Genomic DNA, 24674 nt, shown 5'->3' with positions numbered 1-24674 from the left:
ACAGCGCGGCTAGCAGTTAGCATGCGCTGTCCTTTTAAAATTCGGCCGCTTTAAATTTTGTGATGGCTGTTTTAAAGTAGCGGTAATAAACAATCAATCCTAAAACTGGAGCAATCGGTGCCCCTATAAGCTCAATGTCCATAATACTAAATATAAGCATGATCAGTAAATGAACAAAGGTGAAGATAAAAAAATAGCCGATAATTGTCCCAATTGATATGCTTTTCGTACCCTTTGTCGGAGTGCTTAAATAGTTTTTCAGCATCGAGCCGATAGAAGCAATTCCAGCAGCAAAGACGATTGAAATTAATGAAACCTCAATGCCTCCCATTTGATTATTTAAATATAAATAAGTTTGATAAATCCCGATTGGAACCGTGATGATCAGCACGAGCAGCAAACTGAAAATAAATAAGCTTTTCACAAAGGTCTTTGGGTCTATCGGCATGACCCGGAATCGCTTTATAAAGTGGTTTTCGAGTAAATGGCTAACACCTAATGCCGGCGACAAAGCTAAAAAATAGAGTGTCAAAAAACCTAAATTAACTTCTTTAATAATCGCCCACTGAATTCCGATCATGATTAAAAAGAATAAAAAAACAGTGATGAATATCTTTCTTGATAAATAAAAATGCATTTTAAGCATTGCAATCATGGGACGTCCCTCCAGTATTCACGAAAGTAAGTAATGCTTGCTGCGATGATGAGAAGTATCAGTAAACTCATAAATAAACTGAAACTCTGAAAAGTAGATAAGCTTCCTAAAAATACAAGTAGTTGAGAAAATCCTAATGGAATAAGAAATATTGAGAAGTTTATCATTTGCCCAAACTTGCTACGACGAAACAGCAGGAAAAAAGCGATAATAAAAAAGCTGATGGCGAAGCTTACTAATAGCTGTCTGACGGAAGGCAAAACAAGCTGCTGTTCCAGTAATGTTTGAATAGAGGTCGTTGCTATGATTGTATAAAGGATATAATATAGTGTGTAACGACCTAAAAAAGAGAGATCCACAATGAAAAATGTCTTTCTGGAAATCGGAAATAAACTTGTCATGACGAGCTGGTTCTCACGTTGATCCAAATAGACGGCACATAGCGCTGTAATACTGATAGACAGTATAAAGTACGCAGCCATTTCGGCACCTTCAAATAATAAAGGAAGAGCAAAAAAAGATGCCACAAGTGGTGTAAACAAAAGCCAGGAAGCCAATCCCTGTTCGTAATAATGAAGAAGCATTTTTTTCATTATTTTCGCCCCTTTACGAAAAATAGCATCAAATCATCAATCGTCGGTTTTTGCAATTCAATAACTGGATTCACAAATTCTCGCAAGACTAAGTACTCGATTCCAAATACATAATCCCGTTTGCCGATAATCGAATGGTTCGGTATCACTTTCGCTTCTTCATACGTTCCTTTCCAAATCCCGTAACCGTACAAAAGGTCATCTTTATTTTCACTGAATAAAATTTCGCCTTCATGGATAAATGTAATTGTATCCGCAATTTTTTCTAGATCCGTTGTAATATGCGAAGAAAAGAGAATGGCATGGTCTTCCTGTTCCATAAAGTGTTGAAGCATACTTAGCACTTCATCGCGCACAATCGGATCAAGCCCGCTCGTTGGTTCATCAAGCAGCAAGAGTTTCGGCCGGTGTCCCAGTGCCAGTGAAAGGGCGAGCTTCATTTTCGTTCCTTTTGACATCGTTTTGATCTTGTCATACTTCGGTACATCCAGCTGCTCCAGCAATTGAACAAAATAAGGACGATCCCAAGTAGGATACACATTCCCGTACAGGACATCGAGCTCCTTTGGGGTAAAGCTTTCCGGTACATGCAGTTCATCAAACACGACCCCGATTTGCGCCTTTAACTCCACCTCATGTTCGATATGATCTTTTCCGAATAAAAGAATGTCGCCGTCAATCTTTTTCAGCAAATTTAACATCAGTTTGATCGTCGTTGATTTCCCGGCACCGTTTTGCCCGATAAAGCCTGCAATGGTCCCGCTCTCAACAGTGAAAGAAATATTGTTTAAACGAAATTTTTTGAATTGCTTCGAAACATTTTTTACTTCAATTGCATTCATCATCATTCCTCCAATAGTAAGTCGAGTAAGTCATGCAGTTCCTCTTTTTGCACATTTGCCGTTTTGGCAATGGATACTGCCTTTGTGAAATGCACTTCAATTTGGCGGATCAGCTCTTCACGCAGGAAATCCTGATTGCGCTCCGATACATAGCTCCCTTTACCGGCAATCGTGACGATAAAGCCGTCCCGCTCCAAATCGGCATACGCCCGCTTCGTTGTCATCACACTGATTTTCAGTTCTTTAGCCAATGCCCGAATAGAAGGTAGAGAATCACCGATTAGTAATGTGCCTGTCAAAATGGCCTGTTTTAGCTGATCGGTAATTTGTTCATAAATAGGCTTTTCGCTATTATTGCTTAATTTGATTATCAATCGTTTCACCTCACATGTTCAAACTGTGTATATACAGTATATACAGATATGGCGGATTATGTCTACTGAAAAATCAAGCAATTTCAGAGGGGTTTTTAAATTAGATTAATTATTACCATTATTTTTCCGACCGAGTGCTGTGTGACTCGTTTCCTGTGAGTAGGTCCTTCAAACTTAAATGATGAACCATTTCACTTCTGCCAAAGTTGATGCATATAGTAATGTAGGCTCTTACAAGAGGAGGGATGCAATGCTTTTATCGGAGCTCGCTGAAAAAGAACTGATCGAAATGGAAAACGGTGTTCGGTATGGATTTTTAGCCGAGACGGAATGTATTTTTGATGCCAAAACAGGGAAGATTGTCGGATTTGAAATGCCGGCACAAATGGTGAAAATGCCCTTCCAAAAGAAAAAGGCAGGTATGGTAAAATACATTCCCTGGAGTGAAATTATTTTAATTGGGGAAGACCGGGTATTATTTCAAAAAACAACATCGACATTAAAGCATGCCTATGATGACTGAACGCTGGCTTGTGATCGGGACAGATGAGCGGATGAAGTTTTTGGCGAAGCAATTATCGACAAATGATCGCACGGTGTATTACAAAAACACGACTGTTTGGGATGAAGCGCTGAACAAAGTGGCGTTGGAGCTGCACCCGACAGAAATTGTGTTGCCGATCCACCCTTTAACGATTCAAGTGGAGGAGCTTCTAGGCATTCGACAGGCACAGTTTTTTGCGGGGAAATTGACAGATCAGTGGAAAGAAATACTTGAAAACAAGTGCTTGCATTATTATTTGGAAGATGAAACATTCATCTGGAAAAATGCCGCACTTACTGCAGAGGGCTTTTTAGCGCACCTGTATAAAGAAAAAGTAAATGTGCAGTATAAAACAATTATGATTACAGGGTTTGGACGTGTAGCAAAAATGCTTGCCCTGTTTTTAACACGTCTCAATGCAAAGGTCATCATCGCCGTTCGTTCGGAAACTCAAAAAGCCGAGGCCCTTGCATATGGCTATACTGGGATTGAATTAAATGAGAAAAATGATATGGAAGCGGATTTTCTAATTAATACGATTCCGACAAAATGGCTGACAAAGGATTTTGAATCATGGATGGTCCGTCCAATTTATGATGTCGCATCAAGCCCGGGATGTTTGAACGATATCAAATTATCTCAATATGAGCTGCTACCTGCATTACCTGGGAAATACTTTCCGCAAGCTGCAGCAAACTTGTTATACGAAACGATACTAGATTTACGAAAGGAGGAAGCAAATGCTTGAGGGAAAACGCATTGGTTTAGGAATTACCGCATCACATTGTACGTATGAAGATGTCATACCGAAAATTACCCAATTTCGTGAAGCCGGTGCAACCGTTGTACCGATTATAACGCCTTCTGTATTACACGCTGCTACACGATTTGGAACGGGTGAAGAATGGATTGCGAAAATCGAAGAATTCTCTGGGGAAAAGGTTGTTAGTTCCATTGCGGAAGCGGAGCCATTTGGGCCGAGTAATCCGTTAGACTGCATGGTAATCGCGCCGATGACAGGGAATTCCATCAGTAAATTTGCGAATGCCGCAACAGACAGTGCCGTACTAATGGCAGCAAAGGCAACACTCCGAAATGGTTCACCTGTAGTACTTGGTATTTCAACGAATGATGCGCTTGGGTTAAACGGGATGAATTTAATGAAATTAATGAATGCGAAAAACATTTTCTTCATTCCATTCGGTCAGGACGATCCAATAAAAAAACCGACGTCGCTCATAGCGGATTTCACAAAAATGCTCGATACTGTAGCATATACGCTCGCTCATAAAAAACAGATTCAGCCAATATTTATACAATATTTTAAATAATCAAATTATCTCGCACAATTCTAATAATATATGATACAATATCCAACATTATATACATACCGATAATTTTAGGAGAGATGAGACATGACAAAGAAATTGAATGTTGCCGTAGTTGGGGCAACAGGAGCTGTAGGTTCAAAAATGATGGAGAAGCTGATTGAGCGCAAATTTCCAATTGCATCTATCAAGTTTTTAGCTTCTGCTCGTTCAGCGGGAAAACAAATTGAATTTAATGGTGAAAACTATACGATAGAAGAAGCGAAACCGGAAAGCTTTGAAGGGATCGATCTAGCATTATTTTCAGCAGGCGGGGCTGTATCAGAAGTATTGGCACCTGAAGCAGCAAAGCGTGGAGCGATTGTGATTGATAACACAAGCCATTTCCGTATGGATCCAGAGGTACCGCTTGTTGTACCGGAAGTAAATCGCCATGCATTAAAAACGATTCCAAAAGGGATTATCGCAAATCCAAACTGTTCGACAATTCAAATGGTTGCAGCATTACAGCCAATCCGTGAAAAGTTCGGTCTAACAAAAGTTGTCGTATCGACATATCAAGCGGTATCCGGTTCTGGTGTGGCAGCAATTGAAGAGCTGCGTGAGCAAAGTGCACAGTGGGATGCAGGGAAAAACGTTGAAGCGAAAGTTTTGCCGGTAAAATCAGATAAAAAACATTATCCAATCGCACGTAACGTCATTCCGCAAATCGATAAATTTACGGACAATGGCTTTACATATGAAGAAATGAAAATGATCAATGAAACGAAAAAAATTATGGAAGCACCTGAGCTGAAAGTCGCTGCAACATGTGTACGTGTTCCGGTTGTTTCTGGCCACTCAGAATCGGTTTATATCGAACTTGAGCAAGAAGCAACAGTACAGCAAATTTTTGATGCATTAACGGATGCACCGGGGATTGTACTGCAAGATGACATTCGCGAACAGCTTTACCCGATGCCGATTTTTGCGGAAAATGAAGAACCGACATATGTTGGACGTATTCGCCAAGATTTAGACAACAAAAAAGGATTCCACTTATGGATTGTGTCAGATAATTTATTAAAAGGGGCTGCACTCAACTCAATTCAAATTGCAGAAGCTATGCTAGAGGATCACTTACTATAAGGGGAGGATTATTAGTTATGGATTTCGGACGTATTGGTACAGCGATGATTACGCCGTTTAAAAAAGACGGTACGATTAATTATCCTGAGTTAGAACGTATCATTAATCATTTAATTGAAAATGGTACAGATTCAATTATTGCTTGTGGAACAACTTCGGAAAACCCGACAATGTCAACTGAGGAAAAAATCGAGGTCGTGCGCTTTACAGTTGAAAAAGTGGCAGGACGCATCCCTGTTATCGCAGGTACAGGTGATAACGAAACAGCTTACTCGATTATGATGACTCATAAAGCAGAGGAAAATGGGGCAAACGGAATCATGCTCGTAACTCCATATTATAATAAGCCAAACCAGCGCGGCATGTATGCCCACTTTAAAACAATCGCAAAAGAAACGAAACTCCCTGTAATGCTATATAATGTCCCTGGTCGTACAGGTGCCAATATTTTAGCGGAAACAACGATTGCGATCAGCAAAGATGTACCGAATATAACGTGCATTAAAGAAGCAAGCGGTAACCTGGATCAGATGGGCGACATCATTGAAAATGTCGATTCGGATTTCCATGTGTATTCAGGTGATGACGGGTTAACATTGCCACTTCTTGCAATCGGCGGTCGCGGTATTATTTCTGTCGCTTCACATGTTGTAGGAAAAGATATGCAGCAAATGGTTCGCGCATTTGAAGAAGGCCGTCATCAGGAGGCTGCAAAAATTCACCGTGCATTACTGCCGCTCGTTCGTGCGCTGTTTGCACAACCGAACCCATCACCAATTAAATACGCGATGACAAAACTAGGCTTTGATACGCTTGATGTACGGATGCCAATGATGGAAATGCTACCGGAAGAAAAGGCAGCATTTGATGAAATTTGGGATACGTATCAGGAAAAAGCAAAAGGTTTCCGCGCATTACAAGTAAACTAACACATACACAGTCACTCCTTCCGATGAGAAGCGGGTGACTGTTTTTTTTATTTTGCGAATTTGAGGATTATAGAGGATGAACTGAGAATTATACGTAAGTAACTGAGGATTATGCGTCAATGCTTGAGGATTATCCGTCACTAACTGAGGATTACACACTTTAAACTGAGGATTAAAATTTCGGCGCCAAGTAAAACGGCTGCGATTTTAATTTGCCCGGCATAACGTAAAAAAAGAAAATCACTTTTTTATTTGTACTAACGTCATTCTCACCGTATAATGAACTTTAAGTGGTTGCTGTTCGGAACAATTTAGGAGGAAATAAAGTGACAAAATCAAAAAATGAACTAATCCGTGTCATTCCATTAGGTGGAGTTGGCGAAATCGGAAAATCAATGTATGTAATAGAAATCGATGAAGAGCTTTTCGTAGTAGACAGTGGGCTCATGTTCCCAGAAGACGAAATGCTTGGAATTGATATCGTCATTCCAGATATCACGTATTTAGAGGAAAATAAAGATCGCGTAAAAGGGATTTTCCTTACACATGGACATGAAGATGCAATTGGATCGATTGCGTATGTATTAAAGAAAATTAAAGCACCGGTATATGGTTCGAAGTTAACAATCGCATTGGCGAAGGAGCATTTAAAAGAATTGCCTGCACCTTACCAAGTGAAATTCTTTGAAGTATCGAGCAATAGTCGCATGAACTTCAATTCTACTTATGTGACATTCTTCCATACAACACATAGTATTCCAGATTCATTAGGTATCGTGTTCCATACTTCTGAAGGGGCAATCGTTCACACGGGCGAATTTAAATTTGACCAGTCGGCAACAGGAAAGTTCAAGCCGGATTTGGCAAAAATGGCGATGCTCGGTGAAGAAGGCGTATTCATGCTTTTATCAGAATCAATGGAAGCAGAACGCCCAGGCTATACAACAAGTGAAGCAGTTATTGCAGAAGAATTGCAAAAAACGTTCCATTCGGCACCAGGTCGAATTATCGTAGCATTATATGCATCAAACTTTATTCGTATTCAGCAAGTGTTTAGACAAGCTGCCGCATCGCACCGTAAAGTCGCGGTAGTCGGAAAATCGTTAGAAAAAATGGTCGATATCGGTGTGAACCTAGGCTACTTGGAAATCGATGAATCAACACTTGTACCAGTAAACGAAATTCATAAATATCATGATGACGAAATTATTATTATGGCAACGGGCAACAAAGGTGAACCACTTGATGCACTAGATAAAATTGTGCGTAAACACCACCGTGACATTAAAATCAGAAATACAGATACAGTCCTAATTACATTTACACCATCACCAAGCATGGAAGTGCAAATGTATAACACGATGAACCAATTGGCAAAAGCGGGCGCGCATGTCATGACTTCGAACAAGAAAGTCCACGTTTCAGGTCACGGTAGCGCGGAAGATTTAAAACTGATGCTGAACTTTATGAAGCCGAAATACTTTATCCCGGTTCAAGGGGAGTACCGCATGTTAATTGCGCACTCGAAACTTGCACAACAAGTAGGTCTGCAAAAATCACAAATCTTCATCGCAGATAAAGGCGATATTGTTGAGTACAAAAACGGCAAAGTGCGTATGACAGGTCGTGTACAAGCAGGGAATGTATTAATCGACGGAATCGGTGTAGGCGATGTAGGGAATATCGTACTGCGCGACCGTAAACTGCTTTCTCAAGATGGTATCTTCATTGTTGTTGTAACATTGAACCGTGCACAGAAGAAAATTGCTTCAGGTCCCGAAATTTTATCGCGCGGATTCGTTTACGTTCGTGAATCAGAACAGTTAATGGAAGAAGCATCTGAAATCGCACGCGAAGTGATCGAGAAATATGTCGGCAAAGAAACGTTCGAATGGACAAACATTAAGCAAGAAATTCGCGACACACTAAATCAATATTTATTCCAAAAAACAAAACGTCGTCCAATGATTATTCCGATCATTATGGAGTACTAATTTAAATATTAAAAAAACCACATCAACTATTAAAATAGATGATTGGAATGAAGGGGAGGCGACTGTAGCTGACGGCTAGCGCCTTTCGCTACAAGCGAGTTTCCAGCGGTAACAGCAAAATTTATTTTGCGACGAAAGCGAAGCGACAGGAGCACCGATGTCTGAGCATAAGGAACAAAAGCTAAGAACGCCACATCCTGTGGCAACGCTTTTGTGACCAACATCGTGTTGGCCTCGTGCCCGCGGTAAGCGTCCGACCCGTAATTGAAATCATCCTTGTCTCATGAGGATGCGCTATATCTAATAATCAAAAAGGGTTTTCTTACATTAAGCGTGAGAAAGCCCTTTTTCTAACTAAATTTCCGGAGTCGAGATGTTCTTTATAGAGTTGAAATTAGCGAGAGCTGGATAAAGGCAGTAAAACCTGAAGATTACGTGAAGAAAACTGATTTTTCGGTACTTAGTGGTAAAAACTATTTTAATTCAGCGCAAACTAAGTTAATCGATTAAATAACCCATCATCATAATCCGGAAGCCTATATTGCAACTTTGGCGTCTAACAATAAGGAACAATTTTTAAGTAGGTGAACAACGATTGGATAAAAAGAAAAGTAGTAAATCAAAAGCAAAAGCAAAGCCGACGCTAAAGCCAAAAACAAAAGAAGAGATGCATCCGCTCGCATATGAAATTATCGGATTGCTGCTCATCGCATTAGCCATTATCGAATTTCTGGAGTTCGGACTTGTTGGAAGAATGCTCCATTCAATTGCTATGTTTTTCTTCGGCAATTTACATTTTATCATTCCGTTACTATGCTTTTTAATCGCAGGGATGTTAATGGTTAAACGACGGGGTGTCGCATTTAATACCCGTGTCGTATACGGTGTGCTGTTTGTCGGGGCAAGCTTGACGATTTTCAGTCACAGTTTGTTATTCGAACAAATGCATGCAACGAATACATTGTTGTCCAATTCCGTATTAAAGGAAACTTGGAGAATTCTCATCAGTACTGACGGAATCGTAAACCGCAGCAATGCACTCGGCGGAGGGATGATCGGCGGATTGTTATTCAGCCTGTTCCACGTTTTATTCGATGCTTCGGGAGCTAAAATTGCCGCATTTGTATTATTGGCAATCGGAATTATTTTAATTACCGGAAAAGCGCTCGTGCCAATATTAGTGGAGAAAGCCCCGAAACTTAAGGGAAAGTTCAAAAGAACGAAACGCAGCACAAGAAGTAAGCCGCAACCTGAAACGAAAGAGAAGCAGCGTCGTTCTAAAACCGAACCGAATATAGAAGAGGAAGCGGCTGATTTGGAAGACCTGATTATTACAACGGCAACGCCAGCACCAACACCACATCATGAACCGATCATTTCAAATTTTGTGGAGCAAGTAAAACAGGAAAAGCAAAAGGGTAGCGAAATTGAGGTTGAGGAAAAAATAAGTGAGCCGATCATGGCTGTAACTTCCGAACCGGACCAAACATACATTTTGCCGTCCATGCAGCAACTGAATCCACCACCAGAACATGATCAAAGCGGTGAATATTCGGTCATTCAAATGAATGCAAAAAAACTGGAACAAACGTTTTTAAGCTTTGGTGTAAAAGCGAAAGTGACACAGGTTCATTTAGGTCCTGCAGTTACAAAATATGAAGTCATGCCGGACACGGGTGTAAAAGTAAGTAAAATTGTCAGCCTTCAAGATGATTTGGCACTTGCCCTAGCAGCAAAAGATATTCGTATTGAAGCTCCGATTCCAGGTAAGTCGGCTGTCGGGATTGAAGTACCGAACAGTGAAGTAGCTGTCGTAACATTACGTGAAGTGCTTGAAGCAAATGAGCAGGTGAAAGTCGGAGCCAAATTGCTGGTAAGTTTGGGACGCGATGTAACAGGCCAAGCGATTGCGGCAGAGCTTAACAAAATGCCCCACTTACTGGTCGCTGGTTCAACCGGTAGCGGTAAAAGTGTATGTATCAATGGCATTATTGTGTCACTATTAATGCGCGCAAAACCTAGTGAAGTGAAAATGATGATGATCGATCCGAAAATGGTGGAGCTGAGTGTATATAATGGTATTCCGCATTTATTGGCACCGGTTGTAACAGATCCGCGTAAAGCGGCACAGGCTTTACAAAAAGTTGTGTCGGAAATGGAACGACGCTACGATCTATTTTCCCATTCCGGTACAAGGAATATTGAAGGATATAACGAATATATCGATATAAGCAATGAAGAGGCAATGGAGAAACAGCCGAAGCTTCCCTACATTGTCGTAATTGTCGACGAGTTGGCGGACTTAATGATGGTTGCGTCAAGTGAAGTGGAGGATGCGATTACACGACTTGCCCAAATGGCGCGTGCAGCAGGAATTCACCTCATTATCGCGACACAAAGACCGTCTGTTGATGTTATTACCGGCATCATCAAAGCAAATATTCCTTCCCGTATTGCATTTGCCGTGTCATCTGCAGTCGATTCCCGCACCATTTTGGATATGGGTGGGGCAGAGCGACTACTTGGCCGCGGCGATATGCTGTATTTACCGGCAGGAGCATCCAAACCAGTCCGTGTGCAAGGTGCATTTGTAAGTGATCATGAAGTGGAACGAATTATTAACAGTGTCATTGAACAGCAAAAAGCACAATATGAGGAGGCGATGATTCCGACAGATGAACCGATTGTTGATGTGATGGATGAAACGGATGACTTGTATGACGATGCAGTTCAGCTCGTACTGGAAATGCAAACAGCTTCCGTATCTTTACTGCAGCGCCGATTTAGAATCGGTTATTCACGTGCAGCCCGAATTGTCGATCAAATGGAGCAACGCGGTGTCGTCGGACCACCTGAAGGCAGTAAACCGCGTCAAGTTCTAGGGAACCGATTTAACTAGAAAACCTTGACATTATCGGACTTTTCGGAATATATTCTTTTCTATAAGTTTTGAAATAAATTCGCTAATTTTTCACATTAACGTAACACATTTAAAGAAATATGTTTTCTTTTTTCGTTTAAAGTGTTATATTATTCACGAATTAGTAGGAATGTTGTACATCAGATGTCTGATCTCTATGTTATGGTGGTGATACTAATTGACAATTAAAGCAGATCATCGTCATTTATACTTACAAGTTATTGATCGTTTGAAGTCAGATATAGATAAAGGGACCTATCGTGAGAACGAAAAATTACCCTCAGAGTTCGAACTTTCAAAGACATTAGGTGTAAGTCGTGCAACGCTTCGTGAAGCACTGCGACTGTTGGAAGAAGAAAACATTATTGTCCGTCGTCATGGTGTTGGTACATTCGTCAATCCAAAGCCGGTCTTTACGTCAGGTATTGAACATTTATCGAGTGTATCATCTATGATTGAAAACGCTGGTATGAATCCAGGCACAATCTTCATCAGTGCGAAGGAAGAAAAAGCCACGGAAGATGATGTGGAACGTTTCCAAGCTGACATTGATGACAATGTTATCACGATTGAACGTGTAAGAACGGCAGACAATGAACCGGTCGTCTACTGTGTAGACAAAGTACCGGCCAATTTATTGCCAAAAGAATTTATAAGTAATCAAAACGTTTCTATTTTCTCGGCTTTAGAGCAAACCGGATCCATCCGAGTCGCATATGCAGTGACATATATCGATCCTGTAGGCTTCCACGATGAAGTATCACCGATATTGAAATGTGGGCCGGAAACAGCATTGCTTGTATTAAAGCAACTTCACTATGATGAAAATGATCGTGTTGTTCTTTATTCAAAAAATTATTTCAGAGCTGACAAATTCAGCTTCCATGTAGTACGTAAACGGGTGTAGAACAATAATTTCTATTATTTAATTCCTGCTAATATCAATTACCTTTGAGGGGGACTCATTAATGAAAAAGCGTAAATTTGGTTTATTAATTTCTTCTGTAGTAGCAACTGGTGCAATTTTGGCAGCATGTGGAACTGACGATGAGGGCACTGATTCAAAAGACACTTCTAAAAACGATTCTACGTCTGGTTCTGAAACAAGCACAGACGCTGGTTCTGGCGATTTCTCAATCGCAATGGTAACAGACGTTGGTGGTGTAGACGACAAATCATTCAACCAATCAGCTTGGGAAGGTGTTCAACAGTTCGGTGCTGACAACGGCCTTTCTAAAGGTGAAGGTGGTTTCGACTACTTACAATCTCAATCAGATGCTGACTACAACACAAACTTAAATAACTTATTACGTCGTGACTTCGATTTAGTATTCGGTGTTGGTTTCATGATGGGTGATGCAATTGAAGAAATCGCTAATGACAATCCAGATGCACAGCTGGCATTAATCGATGCTGAAGTTGAAGCTGACAACGTAGCAAACATCCTGTTCAAAGAACAAGAAGGTGCTTTCTTAGCTGGTGTTGTTGCTGCTTCAATGTCTGAATCAGGCAAAATCGGTTTCGTAGGCGGCGTTGATATTCCTGTAATTAACCGCTTCCACGCTGGTTTCATCGAAGGTGCAAAAGCTGTTAACCCGGATATCGAAATTCAAGTAAACTACACAGGTGTGTTCGATGATGCATCTAAAGGTAAAATTGCTGCGAACTCAATGTACTCTTCTGGCGTAGACATTATTTTCCACGCTGCTGGCGGTACTGGTAACGGTGTATTCTCAGAAGCAAAAGAGCGTAAAGCAAAAGACAAAGATGCTAACGTATGGGTAATCGGTGTTGACGCTGACCAATATGCAGAAGGTCAAGTGGATGACTCTACAAACATCACTTTAACTTCTATGTTAAAAGGTGTTAACAACGCAGTAGTGGATATCGCTACAAAAGCGAAAAACGGTGAGTTCCCAGGCGGTGAAACAACTGTTTACGGTTTAGCTGAAGACGGTGTTGGCTTAGCAGATTCTCGTGGTGCAATTCCTCAAGAAGTATTAGATAAAGTAGAAGAATATAAAGAGAAGATTGCTTCTGGCGAAATTAAAGTTTCAGAAGAAAAACCGAAAGATAAATAATAATTCTTAATGGTAATCATCATAGGGGAATTATTCCCTATGATGATTTTCTAATGTAAACGTTTGTTTTAAAAATTCAGTAAATTTAGTATTGATAGAAATGTAAGCGTTGTATATTCGTAGAATCGTAAGAAAAAGACTTATTTAGTGTAGAATTCGTCTGAAAATTGATAGATGAAAGATTTTACCAAAAATCTTTCATGTGTTAATTTTATAAAAATAATTTTAAAAGATAAATAGCCTAAGGGAGTGAGTCTATTGGAATACGTGATTGAAATGCTAGGAATCCGTAAAGAGTTCGGTAATTTCGTAGCAAACAACAATATCACCCTCCAGTTAAAAAAAGGCGAAATTCATGCACTACTAGGAGAAAACGGTGCAGGTAAATCGACTTTAATGAATGTACTTTTCGGTCTATATCAACCAGAAGCCGGAGAAATTAAAGTACGCGGAGAATCAGTAAAAATTACAGATCCAAACAAAGCAAATGATTTAGGAATCGGAATGGTCCACCAGCACTTTATGCTTGTGGAGAACTTTACGGTTACGGAAAATATCATTTTAGGTAGCGAACCTACAAAACTAGGAGCTATCAACATTAAAGATGCCGCAAAAGACATTGCTGCATTATCGAAGAAATACAATCTGGATGTGGATCCATATGCGAAAATTGAAGATATTTCTGTCGGAATGCAACAACGTGTAGAAATTTTGAAAACGTTATACCGTGGTGCGGAAATCCTTATTTTTGACGAGCCGACTGCATCATTAACACCGCAGGAGATTACGGAATTAATGGCGATTTTAAAACTTCTGATTAAAGAAGGCAAATCGATCATTATCATTACGCATAAGCTGAAAGAAATTATGGAAGTATCTGACCGTGTAACGATTATCCGTAAAGGTGAAGGGGTTGGAACAGTCGTAACGAACGAAACAAACCCGGATCAGCTTGCGGAATTAATGGTAGGCCGACAAGTAGAATTCAAAACAGAAAAAGGGGAAGCAAACCCTACTGAAGAAATCTTCAAAGTCGAAAATCTTGTTGTAACGGATTACCGTGATGTCGAAAAAGTAAAAGGTTTGAATTTATCGATTCGTCGTGGTGAAATTGTTGGTATTGCAGGGATTGACGGAAATGGTCAATCAGAATTAATCGAAGCAATCACAGGACTGCGTAAAATTAAGAGCGGAAAAGTTACTTTAGGCGGCAAAGATATTACAGGTTTAAAACCGCGTGAAATTACGGAGACAGGGGTAGGACATATTCCTCAGGACCGTCACAAACACGGGCTTGTCCTGGATTTCCCTATTGGGCACAATATCGCATTACAAACTTACTATAAATCGCCAATTTCAAAAGGTACAATCATGGATTATAAGAAAATTAACGAAAAAGCACGTAAAATCATTGAAGAGTATGATGTTCGTACAGGTCAAGGCGAAATGACGCCTGCACGTGCACTTTCAGGCGGTAACCAGCAAAAGGCAATTATCGGCCGTGAAGTTGACCGTGATCCGGATCTGCTGATTGCAGCACTTCCTACTCGTGGATTGGACGTTGGGGCAATTGAATTTATCCACTCTCGTTTAATCGAGCAACGTGATAAAGGAAAAGCCGTATTATTAATTTCGTTTGAATTAGATGAAGTAATGAATGTTTCTGACCGCATTGCCGTTATTTATGACGGAACAATCGTCGATACGGTTTATCCGAAAGAAACATCTGAACAAGAGCTGGGCTTATTAATGGCCGGTGAAAAACGTAAAGCAAAGGCAGTTAAGGAGGGGAACGAATAATGTCAAATCGAGTTGTGAATCTGCTCGTTCCACTCATCTCGGTAGTTTTAGGATTACTCGTTGGCGGAATCATCATGGTTGTCAGCGGCTATGATGCAATCGATGGGTATACTGCCCTATGGAATGGTATTTTCGGAGATTCTTATTCTATCGGTAATACAATTCGCCAAATTACACCGTATATTTTAGCAGGTCTTGCGGTAGCATTCGCCTTCCGTACAGGATTATTCAACATCGGTGTTGAAGGTCAGCTATTAATGGGCTGGCTTGCAGCGGCATATGTCGGATATGCAATTGAAGGATTACCGCGTATTATCCACTTGCCATTAGCATTACTAGCGGCTGCGGCAGCTGGTGCATTCTGGGCATTTATCGTCGGTTTCCTGAAAGCAAAACTTCAAGTACACGAAGTAATTGCGTCGATTATGTTAAACTACACAGCATTATATTTAACAAATGCTGCGATTAAATCATTATCAGACGGCGGTTTCAAAACGCCGACAGTATTAGAGTCCGCTACATTACGTAATCAGTGGTTACGTGACATTACAGATAATTCAAGTCTTCACTTAGGGATTATCGTTGCACTTATCATGGTTGTTGTCATGTGGTTCATTTTAGAAAAAACAACGCGCGGTTATGAGTTAAAAGCTGTAGGGTTCAACAAAAATGCTGCTGAATATGCAGGTATGAACGTAAACCGTAATATCATTTTAGCGATGACAATTTCCGGTGTATTCGCCGGTCTTGGCGGTGCGATGGAAGCATTGGGAACATACCAGAACGCATCGATTAAAGCAGCTGCTTCAGGTATCGGATTCGACGGGATTGCCGTAGCATTACTTGGTGCAAACAATCCAATCGGTGTATTCTTCGGAGCTTCATTATTCGGTTCCCTGAAATACGGTTCTTTAAACATGCCGAACGAAGCTGGAATTCCGGAAGAAATCGTATCGATCATTATCGCAGTAATTATTTTATTCGTAGCATCAGGCTATATTTTACGTGTTGGTTTACAGAAATTCGGAAAGAAAAAGGAGGGCAAGTAACATGAGCTTTTTAGAAGTGTTATACTTTATCGTCCCTTCTGCCCTTTTATACGCAACACCGCTTATTTTAACAGGTATCGGGGCTCTATTCTCGGAGCGTGCAGGGGTAATCGGTCTTGGTGTTGAAGGGTTAATGATTGTCGGTGCATTTACAGGTATTTATATAAACCTTGAATACTATGCTGATTTTGGGAAAAACGTCATTTGGCTGGCTTTATTGGCAGCGTTGTTGGCAGGGGCCATCTTCTCGTTGATTATTGCCGTTGCAGCCGTAACGTTCCGAGCAGACCAAACTGTAACAGGTGTTGCACTGAACATGCTTGCTGCAGCGATTACAGTATTCTTGGTAAAATTAATTTACGGTAAAGGTCAAACAGACATGGTTTCAGCGCCATTACAACGTTTTGAAATACCTTATTTATCCGATATACCGTTTTTAGGACCGCTATTGTTCCAAAATGTATACTCTACAACAATTATCGCATTAGTTGTTGCGATAGGAGCATGGTTTGTTCTTTACAAAATGCCATTCGGTTTACGTATTCGATCAGTAGGAGAACATCCAATGGCAGCGGATACGATGGGAATTAACGTAGCGAAAATGCGTTATATCGGCGTTATGATTTCCGGTGCATTAGCAGGTGTTGGTGGTGCTTCATTGGCTATGACATCATCTGGTGATTTCTCTGGCTCTACAGTAGCCGGACAAGGATTCATCGCCATTGCCGCAATGATCTTCGGTAAATGGCATCCAATCGGAACATTAGGTGCCGCACTATTCTTCGGCTTGGCACAAACATTAAGTATCGGTGGCGGGAACATCCCATACATCCAGGATATCCCACCAGTAATCCTGCAAGTCCTGCCATACGTTCTGACAATCCTGGCATTAGCAGGCTTCGTAGGAAAAGCAGTAGCACCAAAAGCATCAGGCATTCCATACATCAAAGGAAAACGCTAATTATAAAACCGTCTGTACAAAGTGGATTTGTACAGGCGGTTTTTTTGTGTGGAATAAGTGTGGGCACTGAATTTAATAGCCAATTTGCTGGAGAAAGTAGAACTGATTGAAGAGAAAGTGGAAAGTTCTGCTGCTAAAGTAGAAACTTTTCATGTAAAAGTAGAACGGATTTCTGGAAAGTAGAAAACCCGAATTTTATTAACCCAGTTGCTGTAGAAAGTAGAATGTTTTGAATAGAAAGTAGAAGGTTCTGCGATTAAAGTGGAAACTATTTCTGCAAAAGTAGAACAGTTCGCCTGAAAAGTAGAAAGCTGAAATTTATTAGCCAAGTCACGTGGGAAAGTAGAAGGTAATGAAGAAAAAGTAGAAAGGCCTGCGACTAAAGTGGAAGCTATTTATAGAAAAGTAGAACGGCGCACTCGAAAAGAAGAAAGCCCGGGTTTTATTAGCTAAGTTGCATAAGAAAGTGGAACATCCTAAAAAGAAAGTAGAATTTTTACAGCGAAAGTGAAAGCTATTCATATAAAGTGGAAATGCCCCTCTGGAAAATAGAAAACGCGAATTTAATTAGCCAAGTTGAATTGAAACGCGAACTTATTGAAGAGAAAGGCAATAAAATTCAACAAACCTTTACCCAAATTAAATAAGAAGCCCAGACCACATACCAAACCTTAGTTGTGCGGAGTGGAGGGGCCGACTCCTAGGGGATTAAGCGTGCGCGGAAAATCCACTTGATGTATGCCGCCGTAGAGGCATACATCAAGTTAGTTGGAGCCACGCCCCCAGGAATAATGGAACGAATGCTAAGATCGTCACATCGTGTGACAACGCATTCGTGACCAACCTCATGTTGGCCTCCCGGAACGCAGCACAACGGACTCCATTAAGAAACGCAGAAAGCGTCTAGAAATTTTATTATAAAAAGAAATATTTTTAATTTTTTAACTGTTGATATTTTTCATTCATAAATGTCACGAATTAGGGAACACTTAGTACGGATAATAACTTTGCACAAATCAAGGCAACACATGTATAGTAGAGAAGAAGCATTTATATTTATATTCACGAGGTAGTCAGGAGGAGTTTTTTTGTTTTTAACAACCGAAATTGCGAAAGGTGTTTCGCTTCATATACGACAAACCGCCCAATTCAAAACGGTGAACTTTTCGATCAAATGGAGAGCACCATTAAATGAAGAAACAGCGGCACAGCGTACAGTATTATCGAATGTCCTGCAGCACAGCAACGAAAAATTTCCAACATCGGCAAGTTACCGCAGCTATTTAGATGACCTTTTTGGCACAGTATTGTATTTTGACACAGCAAAGCGCGGTCAGGAGCATACTGTACTATTAAATGTCGAAACAGTAAACGACCAGTATTTATCACATGGCAATGTATTAAATGAAGTAATCGATCTGATCCATGAAGCAATTTTCAAACCGAACTTCGAAAACGGTGTATTTAAAGAATCAATTGTCAACCGTGAAAAAGAGATGGTCATCCAACGTATCCAATCCATTTTTGATGACAAGTCACGCTATGCACAAAAACGTTTAACAGAAATTATCCGTCCAAACAGCGCAGCATCATTTTCTGCAAACGGAAACATCGAAGCCGTAAAAGCAATTACACCACAATCATTAACAAAAACATATGAAGATATGCTAGCAAATGATGTCATTGATATTTACGTTGTCGGCGATATTAATATTGAAGAAATGACGCAGCAGCTAAAAGCAGCATTCCCGTTTGCTGACCGCGATGCACATCAGACAACAAAAGAAGATACAACTCCTGCAAACGTTGAACCGTACACGAAAGAAACGCAGGAAATGAAACAAGGGAAACTGCATATCGGCTACTCGACACCTGTCCGGTTTGGCGATAAAGATTTCCCAATCATGCAAATTTTCAACGGTATCTTTGGCGGATATGCCCATTCAAAATTATTTATGAATGTCCGTGAAAAAGAAAGTTTAGCTTATTATGCATCAAGTTCTTACGCTTCTCAATACGGATTATTGTTTGTCGTGTCAGGTATTGAGCCGGCAAATGAAGAAAAGGCCCGCCAATTAATTGCGGAACAGTTAAAAGTGATGCAAAACGGAGAAATTACCGATTTAGAATTGGCTCAAACGAAAGCGATGCTTATTAACCAGTTAAAAGAAGCATTGGATTCACCTCGTGGCCAAATTGAAATTTTTGACCAATACAAAGCATTAGACGAACCGTTTAATTTGGATACGTGGACTGCACGCTGGCAAGCTGTGTCAAAAGAAGATGTGCAAAAAGTGGCACAGGATATTAAATTAGAAGCAACGTATTTCTTATGCGGTAAGGGGGAGTAATCCATGGAAACAATTGAATTCCAGCAACTAGATGAAACATTATATTACAAGCAGCTAAACAATGGATTAGACGTATACATTTTGCCGAAAAAAGGCTTTTCAAAAACATTTGTGACATTTACAACGAAATATGGTTCGATTGACCGTACATTCGTACCGATCGGAGAAACAGAACCGGTTACTGTGCCGGACGGGATTGCCCACTTTTTAGAGCATAAAATGTTCGAAAAAGAAGACGGGGATGTATTCCAAAAGTTCAGTGAAGTCGGGGCGCAGGCGAATGCGTTTACATCATTTACCCGCACAGCATATCTGTTCTCAGCAACAGACCATATTTATAAAAGTACGGAAACATTATTGAATTTCGTACAGGAGCCGTACTTCACGGAAGAAACGGTGAATAAAGAAAAAGGCATTATCGGACAGGAAATTACGATGTACGATGACCAGCCGGATTGGCGTTTATATTTTGGCGCGATCGAAAACATGTATCATAACCACCCGGTGAAAATTGATATTGCCGGTACGATCGAGTCAATTGACGGAATTACGGCCGAGCATTTATATACGTGCTACAACACGTTTTACCACCCATCGAATATGCTATTGTTCGTAATCGGTGCAGTAGATCCTGTTGAAATGATGGCATTTATTGAAGATAACCAAAACAAAAAGACGTTCCAGAAGCCGACAGATTTAAAACGTTTGTTTGATGAAGAACCAACAAATGTGGCAGAAAAAGAGCGCGTGCTTCATATGGATGTCCAAAAGCCAAAAGTGTATGTTGGTTTAAAGGCGAAGCAGGTTGATTTAAGCGGCGAAGAAATGCTGAAGCATGAGCTTGCTGTTCAGATTGGTGTTGAATGTTTATTCGGCCGCGCTTCATCGTTCTATACAGATGTATATGAAAACGGCTTAATTGACGAATCATACGGCTATGATTTCTCATTGGAAAATGGCTACGGTTTTGCACTGATCGGCTCTGATTCGGAGCAGCCGGAGCAGCTTGCCAAATTGATTAAAGAGAAGCTTGCACAATCAGAACAAGAGAACTTATTCACTTCTGAAGATGTAGAACGTATTAAACGCAAAAAAATCGGTTTCTTCCTGCGCGCACTGAATTCGATTGAATTTATCGCCAACCAGTTTACACGTTATAAATTTAACGACATGAACTTATTTGATGTGGTACCGGTGCTGGAGACGATTACAGTCGAAGATATCGTCAATGCATTTAAGACGATTCAAGGTGAAGAGCAACAAACGGTGTTTACAATCATGCCGGTTAGCGGGCGCGATCAAAAATGAAGAAGTTTGCATTAGTTTGCGGTGCATCTGGTGCGATTGGGCAAGCGATTTGCCAGCAGTTAGCACAGGATGGCTGGTCACTCTATCTGCATTATCACACAGGGCATACTGTCATTGACAGTATGCTTCAAACGTTTACCGAAAACTTTCCGGATCAGGAGTTTATCCCAGTAAAAGCAGATTTCAGCAGTGACACCGGGGCGGACCAAATCGCCGCCCAAATTTATTCATTGCAGGCGATCGTCTATGCGAACGGCCATGCATATTATGATTTGCTGGAAAACACACCAGCCGAGGAAATGGCCAAACTTTGGCACGTCCATGTACAAAATCCGATGCGAACAACCGCACTGCTCGCGGGCAAATTACGAGCGAACAAAGTCAGCTATGTGCTTGTCATCGGTTCGATCTGGGGTGACGTCGGAGCAGCGGGCGAAGTCGCCTACTCAGCTGTAAAAGGCGCTCAGCACAGCTTCGTAAAAGCATACTCGCAGGAAGCGGCGTTTAGCGGCATTCGTGTTAATGCAATTGCACCTGGAATTATTAATACGAAGATGAACGCAAAGTTTGATGCCGAGGAGCGCGAAATGATCGAAAGTCAAATTCCTTTACAATCTTTTGGCGAAGCGCTCGATATCGCGAATATGGCGGCTTTTTATTTAAGCGGACGTGCGGATTATGTGACAGGGCAAATAATTCGAGTTAATGGCGGTTGGTACATATAATTTCCTGATATCCGCACATACTAATTGTGCGAGAGGAGGGAAAGCAAATGGGACTTTTACAAAACTGGGAACAATGGACAAGCTTCTTAGGTAAACAAGTATCTGATGCAAAAGAAAGCGGCATGCCTAATAAAATGATTGAGAAGGCCGCAGTTCAGATTGGTGAATATCTTGCGAAAAACGTTGACCCACAAAACGAGCAAGAGCGTGTGTTATCAGACTTATGGTCTGTTGCCGAAAAGGACGAAAAGCAAGCAATTGCAAGCTGTATTATGAAGCTCGTTCAAAATAAGCCACAACACTAATCGGCTATACGAAAAAATGTCACTCACTGCATAAGTGAGCGGCATTTTTTTCGGTTTACATATTTGCATGATTTACTAATCGAACCAATCTCCAACTATAAATGCATGATTGTCCAACATTGTTCCTTCCAGAACGTGTTTTTTTAAAAATTATTTCAAGAAAACTAACAAAAACGTGGCTTTCTAACTTTTCAATAGGTAGAAAATCCGCTATGATGGAACTTGTAAGAAATAAATACGTTTCTATTATGAGGGGACAGATACAAAATGGGCGAATGGTATTTTGAATATGAAATTCAAGTGAATCGACCAGGTTTATTAGGAGATATTGCATCGCTGTTAGGAATGCTTCGCGTTAATATTGTCTCGATTAACGGTGTGGATGAGGAGCATCGCGGAATGCTGTTATCTACAGAAAACGAAGAATCTATCCAGCGTTTTATTTCAATCGTCTCAACAATGGAAAATATTAATGTAACAAGATTTCGTGAGCCAAAGCTGCGTGATCGGTTGGCTGTTCGGCATGGGCATTATATACCGAAAGATGCGGATGAAAAAAATACATTCCGGTTCGTACGTGACGAATTAGGAATTTTAGTTGATTTTATGGCCGAATTATTTAAAAAGGAAGGGCATAAATTAATTGGGATCCGTGGAATGCCGCGTGTAGGAAAAACAGAGTCAATCGTTGCCGCAAGTGTGTGCGCGAATAAAAAATGGATTTTCATTTCTTCTACTATGATTAAACAAACCGTCCGGAATACGTTAATGGGCGATGAGTTTAATGGGAATAATATTTTTATAATGGACGGTGCCGTCACACGTCGCTCGACGGATGAACGCCACCAGCAGTTAGTTCGGGAAATCATGGGTATGCCGACGATTAAAGTCATAGAGCATCCAGATCTGTTCGTACAGCATTCATCATATAAAATAGAAGATTTTGACTATATTATCGAATTGCGCCATGAGCCGGATGAAGAAATAACATATGAAATTATTGAAAAGAATAATATGTTATCAAGTACAGACCATTTTGGCGGATTTGATTTTTAGTAAATATGAGGGTACATAATATGTGCCACCATTATTTGAATATATTAAAAGTAGGTGTTTTTTTTGACGGAACTAGGAGCTCGCTTGAAAGAAGCGAGATTAGCTAGAGGTTATAGTTTAGATGATTTACAAAACATCACAAAAATCCAAAAACGTTATTTAATAGGAATCGAAGAAGGCAACTATACAATTATGCCTGGTTCTTTCTATGTACGTGCCTTTATTAAGCAGTATGCAGAGGCAGTTGGATTAGATGCGGATGAAGTATTGACTGAGTATCGAAAAGATATTCCGGAAATGCAAAAAGAAGAAGTTGCGCAATCATTCACACAAAGTCCGAGTCGCCGCAATATGAAAGCGACATCGAGCAATAAAATGAATGAAGCAATGCCGAAGTTGATCGTCGCATTGTTTGCGATTGTCATTATTGTCGTGATTACAACTCTATACATTCAAAAAACGGGCAGTACCCCGGATGGAGCAGAAGAGGAAATTGAACCGATTGAATACGAACAAAATCCAAATTCAACACCAACAAAACCTGTTGAAGGCAGCGAAGAAAACACAGAAGCAGACACTGAAGAAAACACTGAGCCTGAAGAACCTGTAACAGAAGAGCCTGAAGCAGCTCAAACGATCAGTGAAGGTGTTGTACAAGGAGAAGATACAACGTTTGAAGTATCGGGAACAGACAGCCTGAATATCCGTGTTGAAGTAGCAGGTGATACATGGGTTGGCATTCGTAATGAAAACCGCCAAGAGCAAGTAAATGCACGTGTCTACAAAGCTGGAGAAGTAGTAGAACATGATTCAACGGCAAACGGTTATGCACGTATTCGCTTAGGAAACTCAAAAGTGGCAAAAGTTTACGTAAATGATGTAGAATTAGCTTACGCACAAGATATGGTTTCTCAAAACGTGATTTTAAAATTAGTGAATGAAGGACAAGGAGAGTAGTCATCTTAAAAGATGGCTCTTTTCTTTAGACGAAAGGTGTTAGCAAATGAACATACCAAATAAGATTACAGTCTCGCGCATTTTATTGATCCCACTATTTGTGATTGTAATGATGTTTGATTTCGGTTGGGGGAATATGACGCTGTTTGGCGCGGAAATGCAAGTGAACTATTTTGTCGGGGCACTTATTTTTATTTTCGCTTCTGCAACGGACTGGGTAGATGGCTACTATGCCCGCAAATATAATTTAGTGACGAACTTAGGGAAGTTTTTAGACCCGCTTGCAGATAAGCTGCTCGTTTCCGCTGCCTTTATTTTATTGGTTGAAATCGACCTGGCACCTGCCTGGATTGTCATTATCATTATTTCGCGTGAGTTCGCGGTAACGGGACTTCGACTGATTTTAGCAGGACAAGGGGAAGTCGTAGCGGCGAACCAGCTTGGTAAAATTAAAACTTGGGCCCAAATCGTGGCGATTTCTGCATTAATTTTACACAATACGATTTTTACATTAGTTGGCATACCTTTTGATATGATTATGCTTTATGTAGCATTGTTCTTTACAGTATGGTCTGGATGGGATTATTTCTATATAAACCGTCGTGCATTATTGGATTCAAAATAAATAAAATTTCTAAAACTAGGTTAGAATTTCTTTTAGGATAGGTAATAGTAATAAGTATCCATAAAAGATATAACAGTTGCCCGTGCATTTTGGACGGCGCTGTTTTTCTAATCTAGTTTTCTTTATTTTTACAGCAGTTGCCAAAACAA

The 24674-nt window shown here is 40.5% G+C and carries 24 protein-coding genes; 20 read left to right on the top strand and 4 right to left on the bottom strand.

Going from position 1 to position 24674, the window contains the following annotated elements; genetic code table 11:
• Window positions 1-34 precede the first annotated feature (34 nt).
• Genes CBM15_RS00780 through CBM15_RS00765 form a run of 4 tightly spaced genes read right to left on the bottom strand, consistent with a single transcriptional unit; the run spans window position 35 to window position 2464 of the window.
• Window positions 35-655, bottom strand: a complete 621-nt coding sequence (locus CBM15_RS00780) for a hypothetical protein (protein ID WP_087615384.1) — start codon at window positions 653-655, stop codon at window positions 35-37.
• Window positions 652-1248, bottom strand: coding sequence for an ATPase (locus CBM15_RS00775; RefSeq protein WP_087615383.1), 597 nt, complete (start codon window positions 1246-1248; stop codon window positions 652-654). Before CBM15_RS00775 ends, CBM15_RS00780 begins: the two co-directional genes overlap by 4 nt.
• Window positions 1248-2090, bottom strand: a complete 843-nt coding sequence (locus CBM15_RS00770; RefSeq protein WP_087615382.1) for an ABC transporter ATP-binding protein — start codon at window positions 2088-2090, stop codon at window positions 1248-1250. Before CBM15_RS00770 ends, CBM15_RS00775 begins: the two co-directional genes overlap by 1 nt.
• A gap of 2 nt (window positions 2091-2092) precedes the next feature.
• Window positions 2093-2464: a GntR family transcriptional regulator gene (locus tag CBM15_RS00765; RefSeq protein WP_087615381.1), complete on the bottom strand. Its 372-nt coding sequence runs from the start codon at window positions 2462-2464 to the stop codon at window positions 2093-2095.
• Window positions 2465-2714: 250 nt separating this feature from the next.
• Here CBM15_RS00765 and CBM15_RS00760 point away from each other — a divergent pair, with 250 nt between their 5' ends.
• From CBM15_RS00760 to pgsA, 20 genes are all read left to right on the top strand, one after another.
• Window positions 2715-2987, top strand: coding sequence for a YlmC/YmxH family sporulation protein (locus CBM15_RS00760; protein ID WP_008403221.1), 273 nt, complete (start codon window positions 2715-2717; stop codon window positions 2985-2987).
• Entirely contained in the window at window positions 2980-3756 is a 777-nt protein-coding gene (locus CBM15_RS00755) for an NAD(P)-dependent oxidoreductase (RefSeq protein ID WP_014824458.1), read from the top strand. The genes CBM15_RS00760 and CBM15_RS00755 overlap by 8 nt, the downstream gene beginning before the upstream one ends.
• Entirely contained in the window at window positions 3749-4339 is a 591-nt protein-coding gene (locus tag CBM15_RS00750) for a dipicolinate synthase subunit B (RefSeq protein WP_008403219.1), read from the top strand. Before CBM15_RS00755 ends, CBM15_RS00750 begins: the two co-directional genes overlap by 8 nt.
• An 84-nt stretch (window positions 4340-4423) precedes the next feature.
• Window positions 4424-5464 carry an aspartate-semialdehyde dehydrogenase gene (locus CBM15_RS00745; protein ID WP_008403218.1) on the top strand — a complete coding sequence of 347 codons (1041 nt, stop codon included), beginning with the start codon at window positions 4424-4426 and terminating at the stop codon, window positions 5462-5464.
• A 17-nt stretch (window positions 5465-5481) separates the two neighbouring features.
• Window positions 5482-6393 (top strand): 4-hydroxy-tetrahydrodipicolinate synthase, encoded by a 912-nt coding sequence (gene dapA, locus CBM15_RS00740; protein WP_008403217.1) that lies wholly within the window; start codon window positions 5482-5484, stop codon window positions 6391-6393.
• A 326-nt stretch (window positions 6394-6719) separates the two neighbouring features.
• Entirely contained in the window at window positions 6720-8387 is a 1668-nt protein-coding gene (locus CBM15_RS00735; protein WP_008403216.1) for a ribonuclease J, read from the top strand.
• A gap of 595 nt (window positions 8388-8982) precedes the next feature.
• Complete coding sequence (locus CBM15_RS00725) at window positions 8983-11286, top strand: FtsK/SpoIIIE family DNA translocase (protein WP_087615379.1); 2304 nt, start codon at window positions 8983-8985, stop codon at window positions 11284-11286.
• Between the two features lie 199 nt (window positions 11287-11485).
• A complete protein-coding gene (locus tag CBM15_RS00720; protein WP_014824455.1) occupies window positions 11486-12214 on the top strand; it encodes a GntR family transcriptional regulator in 729 nt (242 codons plus the stop codon).
• Window positions 12215-12275: 61 nt separating this feature from the next.
• Window positions 12276-13388 (top strand): BMP family lipoprotein, encoded by a 1113-nt coding sequence (locus CBM15_RS00715; RefSeq protein WP_008403211.1) that lies wholly within the window; start codon window positions 12276-12278, stop codon window positions 13386-13388.
• A gap of 258 nt (window positions 13389-13646) precedes the next feature.
• Window positions 13647-15188 carry an ABC transporter ATP-binding protein gene (locus CBM15_RS00710; RefSeq protein WP_087615378.1) on the top strand — a complete coding sequence of 514 codons (1542 nt, stop codon included), beginning with the start codon at window positions 13647-13649 and terminating at the stop codon, window positions 15186-15188.
• The gene (locus CBM15_RS00705; protein WP_008403209.1) at window positions 15188-16237 is read left to right on the top strand and encodes an ABC transporter permease; all 1050 of its coding nucleotides are present in this window, start codon (window positions 15188-15190) and stop codon (window positions 16235-16237) included. Before CBM15_RS00710 ends, CBM15_RS00705 begins: the two co-directional genes overlap by 1 nt.
• Window position 16238: 1 nt before the next feature.
• Entirely contained in the window at window positions 16239-17198 is a 960-nt protein-coding gene (locus CBM15_RS00700; RefSeq protein ID WP_087615377.1) for an ABC transporter permease, read from the top strand.
• 57 nt (window positions 17199-17255) lie between these two features.
• Window positions 17256-17381: a hypothetical protein gene (locus CBM15_RS19580; RefSeq protein WP_275584031.1), complete on the top strand. Its 126-nt coding sequence runs from the start codon at window positions 17256-17258 to the stop codon at window positions 17379-17381.
• A 905-nt stretch (window positions 17382-18286) separates the two neighbouring features.
• Window positions 18287-19549: an EF-P 5-aminopentanol modification-associated protein YfmF gene (yfmF, locus tag CBM15_RS00695; protein ID WP_087615376.1), complete on the top strand. Its 1263-nt coding sequence runs from the start codon at window positions 18287-18289 to the stop codon at window positions 19547-19549.
• A gap of 3 nt (window positions 19550-19552) precedes the next feature.
• Window positions 19553-20857: an EF-P 5-aminopentanol modification-associated protein YfmH gene (gene yfmH / locus CBM15_RS00690; protein WP_008403203.1), complete on the top strand. Its 1305-nt coding sequence runs from the start codon at window positions 19553-19555 to the stop codon at window positions 20855-20857.
• Entirely contained in the window at window positions 20854-21582 is a 729-nt protein-coding gene (gene ymfI / locus CBM15_RS00685; RefSeq protein ID WP_087615375.1) for an elongation factor P 5-aminopentanone reductase, read from the top strand. The genes yfmH and ymfI overlap by 4 nt, the downstream gene beginning before the upstream one ends.
• A 47-nt stretch (window positions 21583-21629) precedes the next feature.
• Window positions 21630-21887, top strand: coding sequence for a DUF3243 domain-containing protein (locus tag CBM15_RS00680; protein WP_008403201.1), 258 nt, complete (start codon window positions 21630-21632; stop codon window positions 21885-21887).
• Window positions 21888-22154: 267 nt separating this feature from the next.
• Window positions 22155-22943 carry a DUF3388 domain-containing protein gene (locus CBM15_RS00675; RefSeq protein ID WP_008403200.1) on the top strand — a complete coding sequence of 263 codons (789 nt, stop codon included), beginning with the start codon at window positions 22155-22157 and terminating at the stop codon, window positions 22941-22943.
• A gap of 54 nt (window positions 22944-22997) precedes the next feature.
• On the top strand, window positions 22998-23900 hold the full coding sequence (locus tag CBM15_RS00670; protein WP_239835804.1) for a helix-turn-helix domain-containing protein: 903 nt from the start codon (window positions 22998-23000) through the stop codon (window positions 23898-23900).
• Window positions 23901-23946: 46 nt separating this feature from the next.
• Window positions 23947-24525 carry a CDP-diacylglycerol--glycerol-3-phosphate 3-phosphatidyltransferase gene (gene pgsA / locus CBM15_RS00665; protein WP_008403198.1) on the top strand — a complete coding sequence of 193 codons (579 nt, stop codon included), beginning with the start codon at window positions 23947-23949 and terminating at the stop codon, window positions 24523-24525.
• Window positions 24526-24674 lie beyond the last annotated feature (149 nt).

The sequence above is a fragment of the Solibacillus kalamii genome (genome assembly GCF_002174535.1).
In the GTDB taxonomy this organism is placed as follows: Bacteria; Bacillota; Bacilli; order Bacillales_A; family Planococcaceae; genus Solibacillus; species Solibacillus silvestris.
Note: the sequence above shows the minus strand (reverse complement) of the source record. Positions and strands in the feature narration are given on the sequence as shown.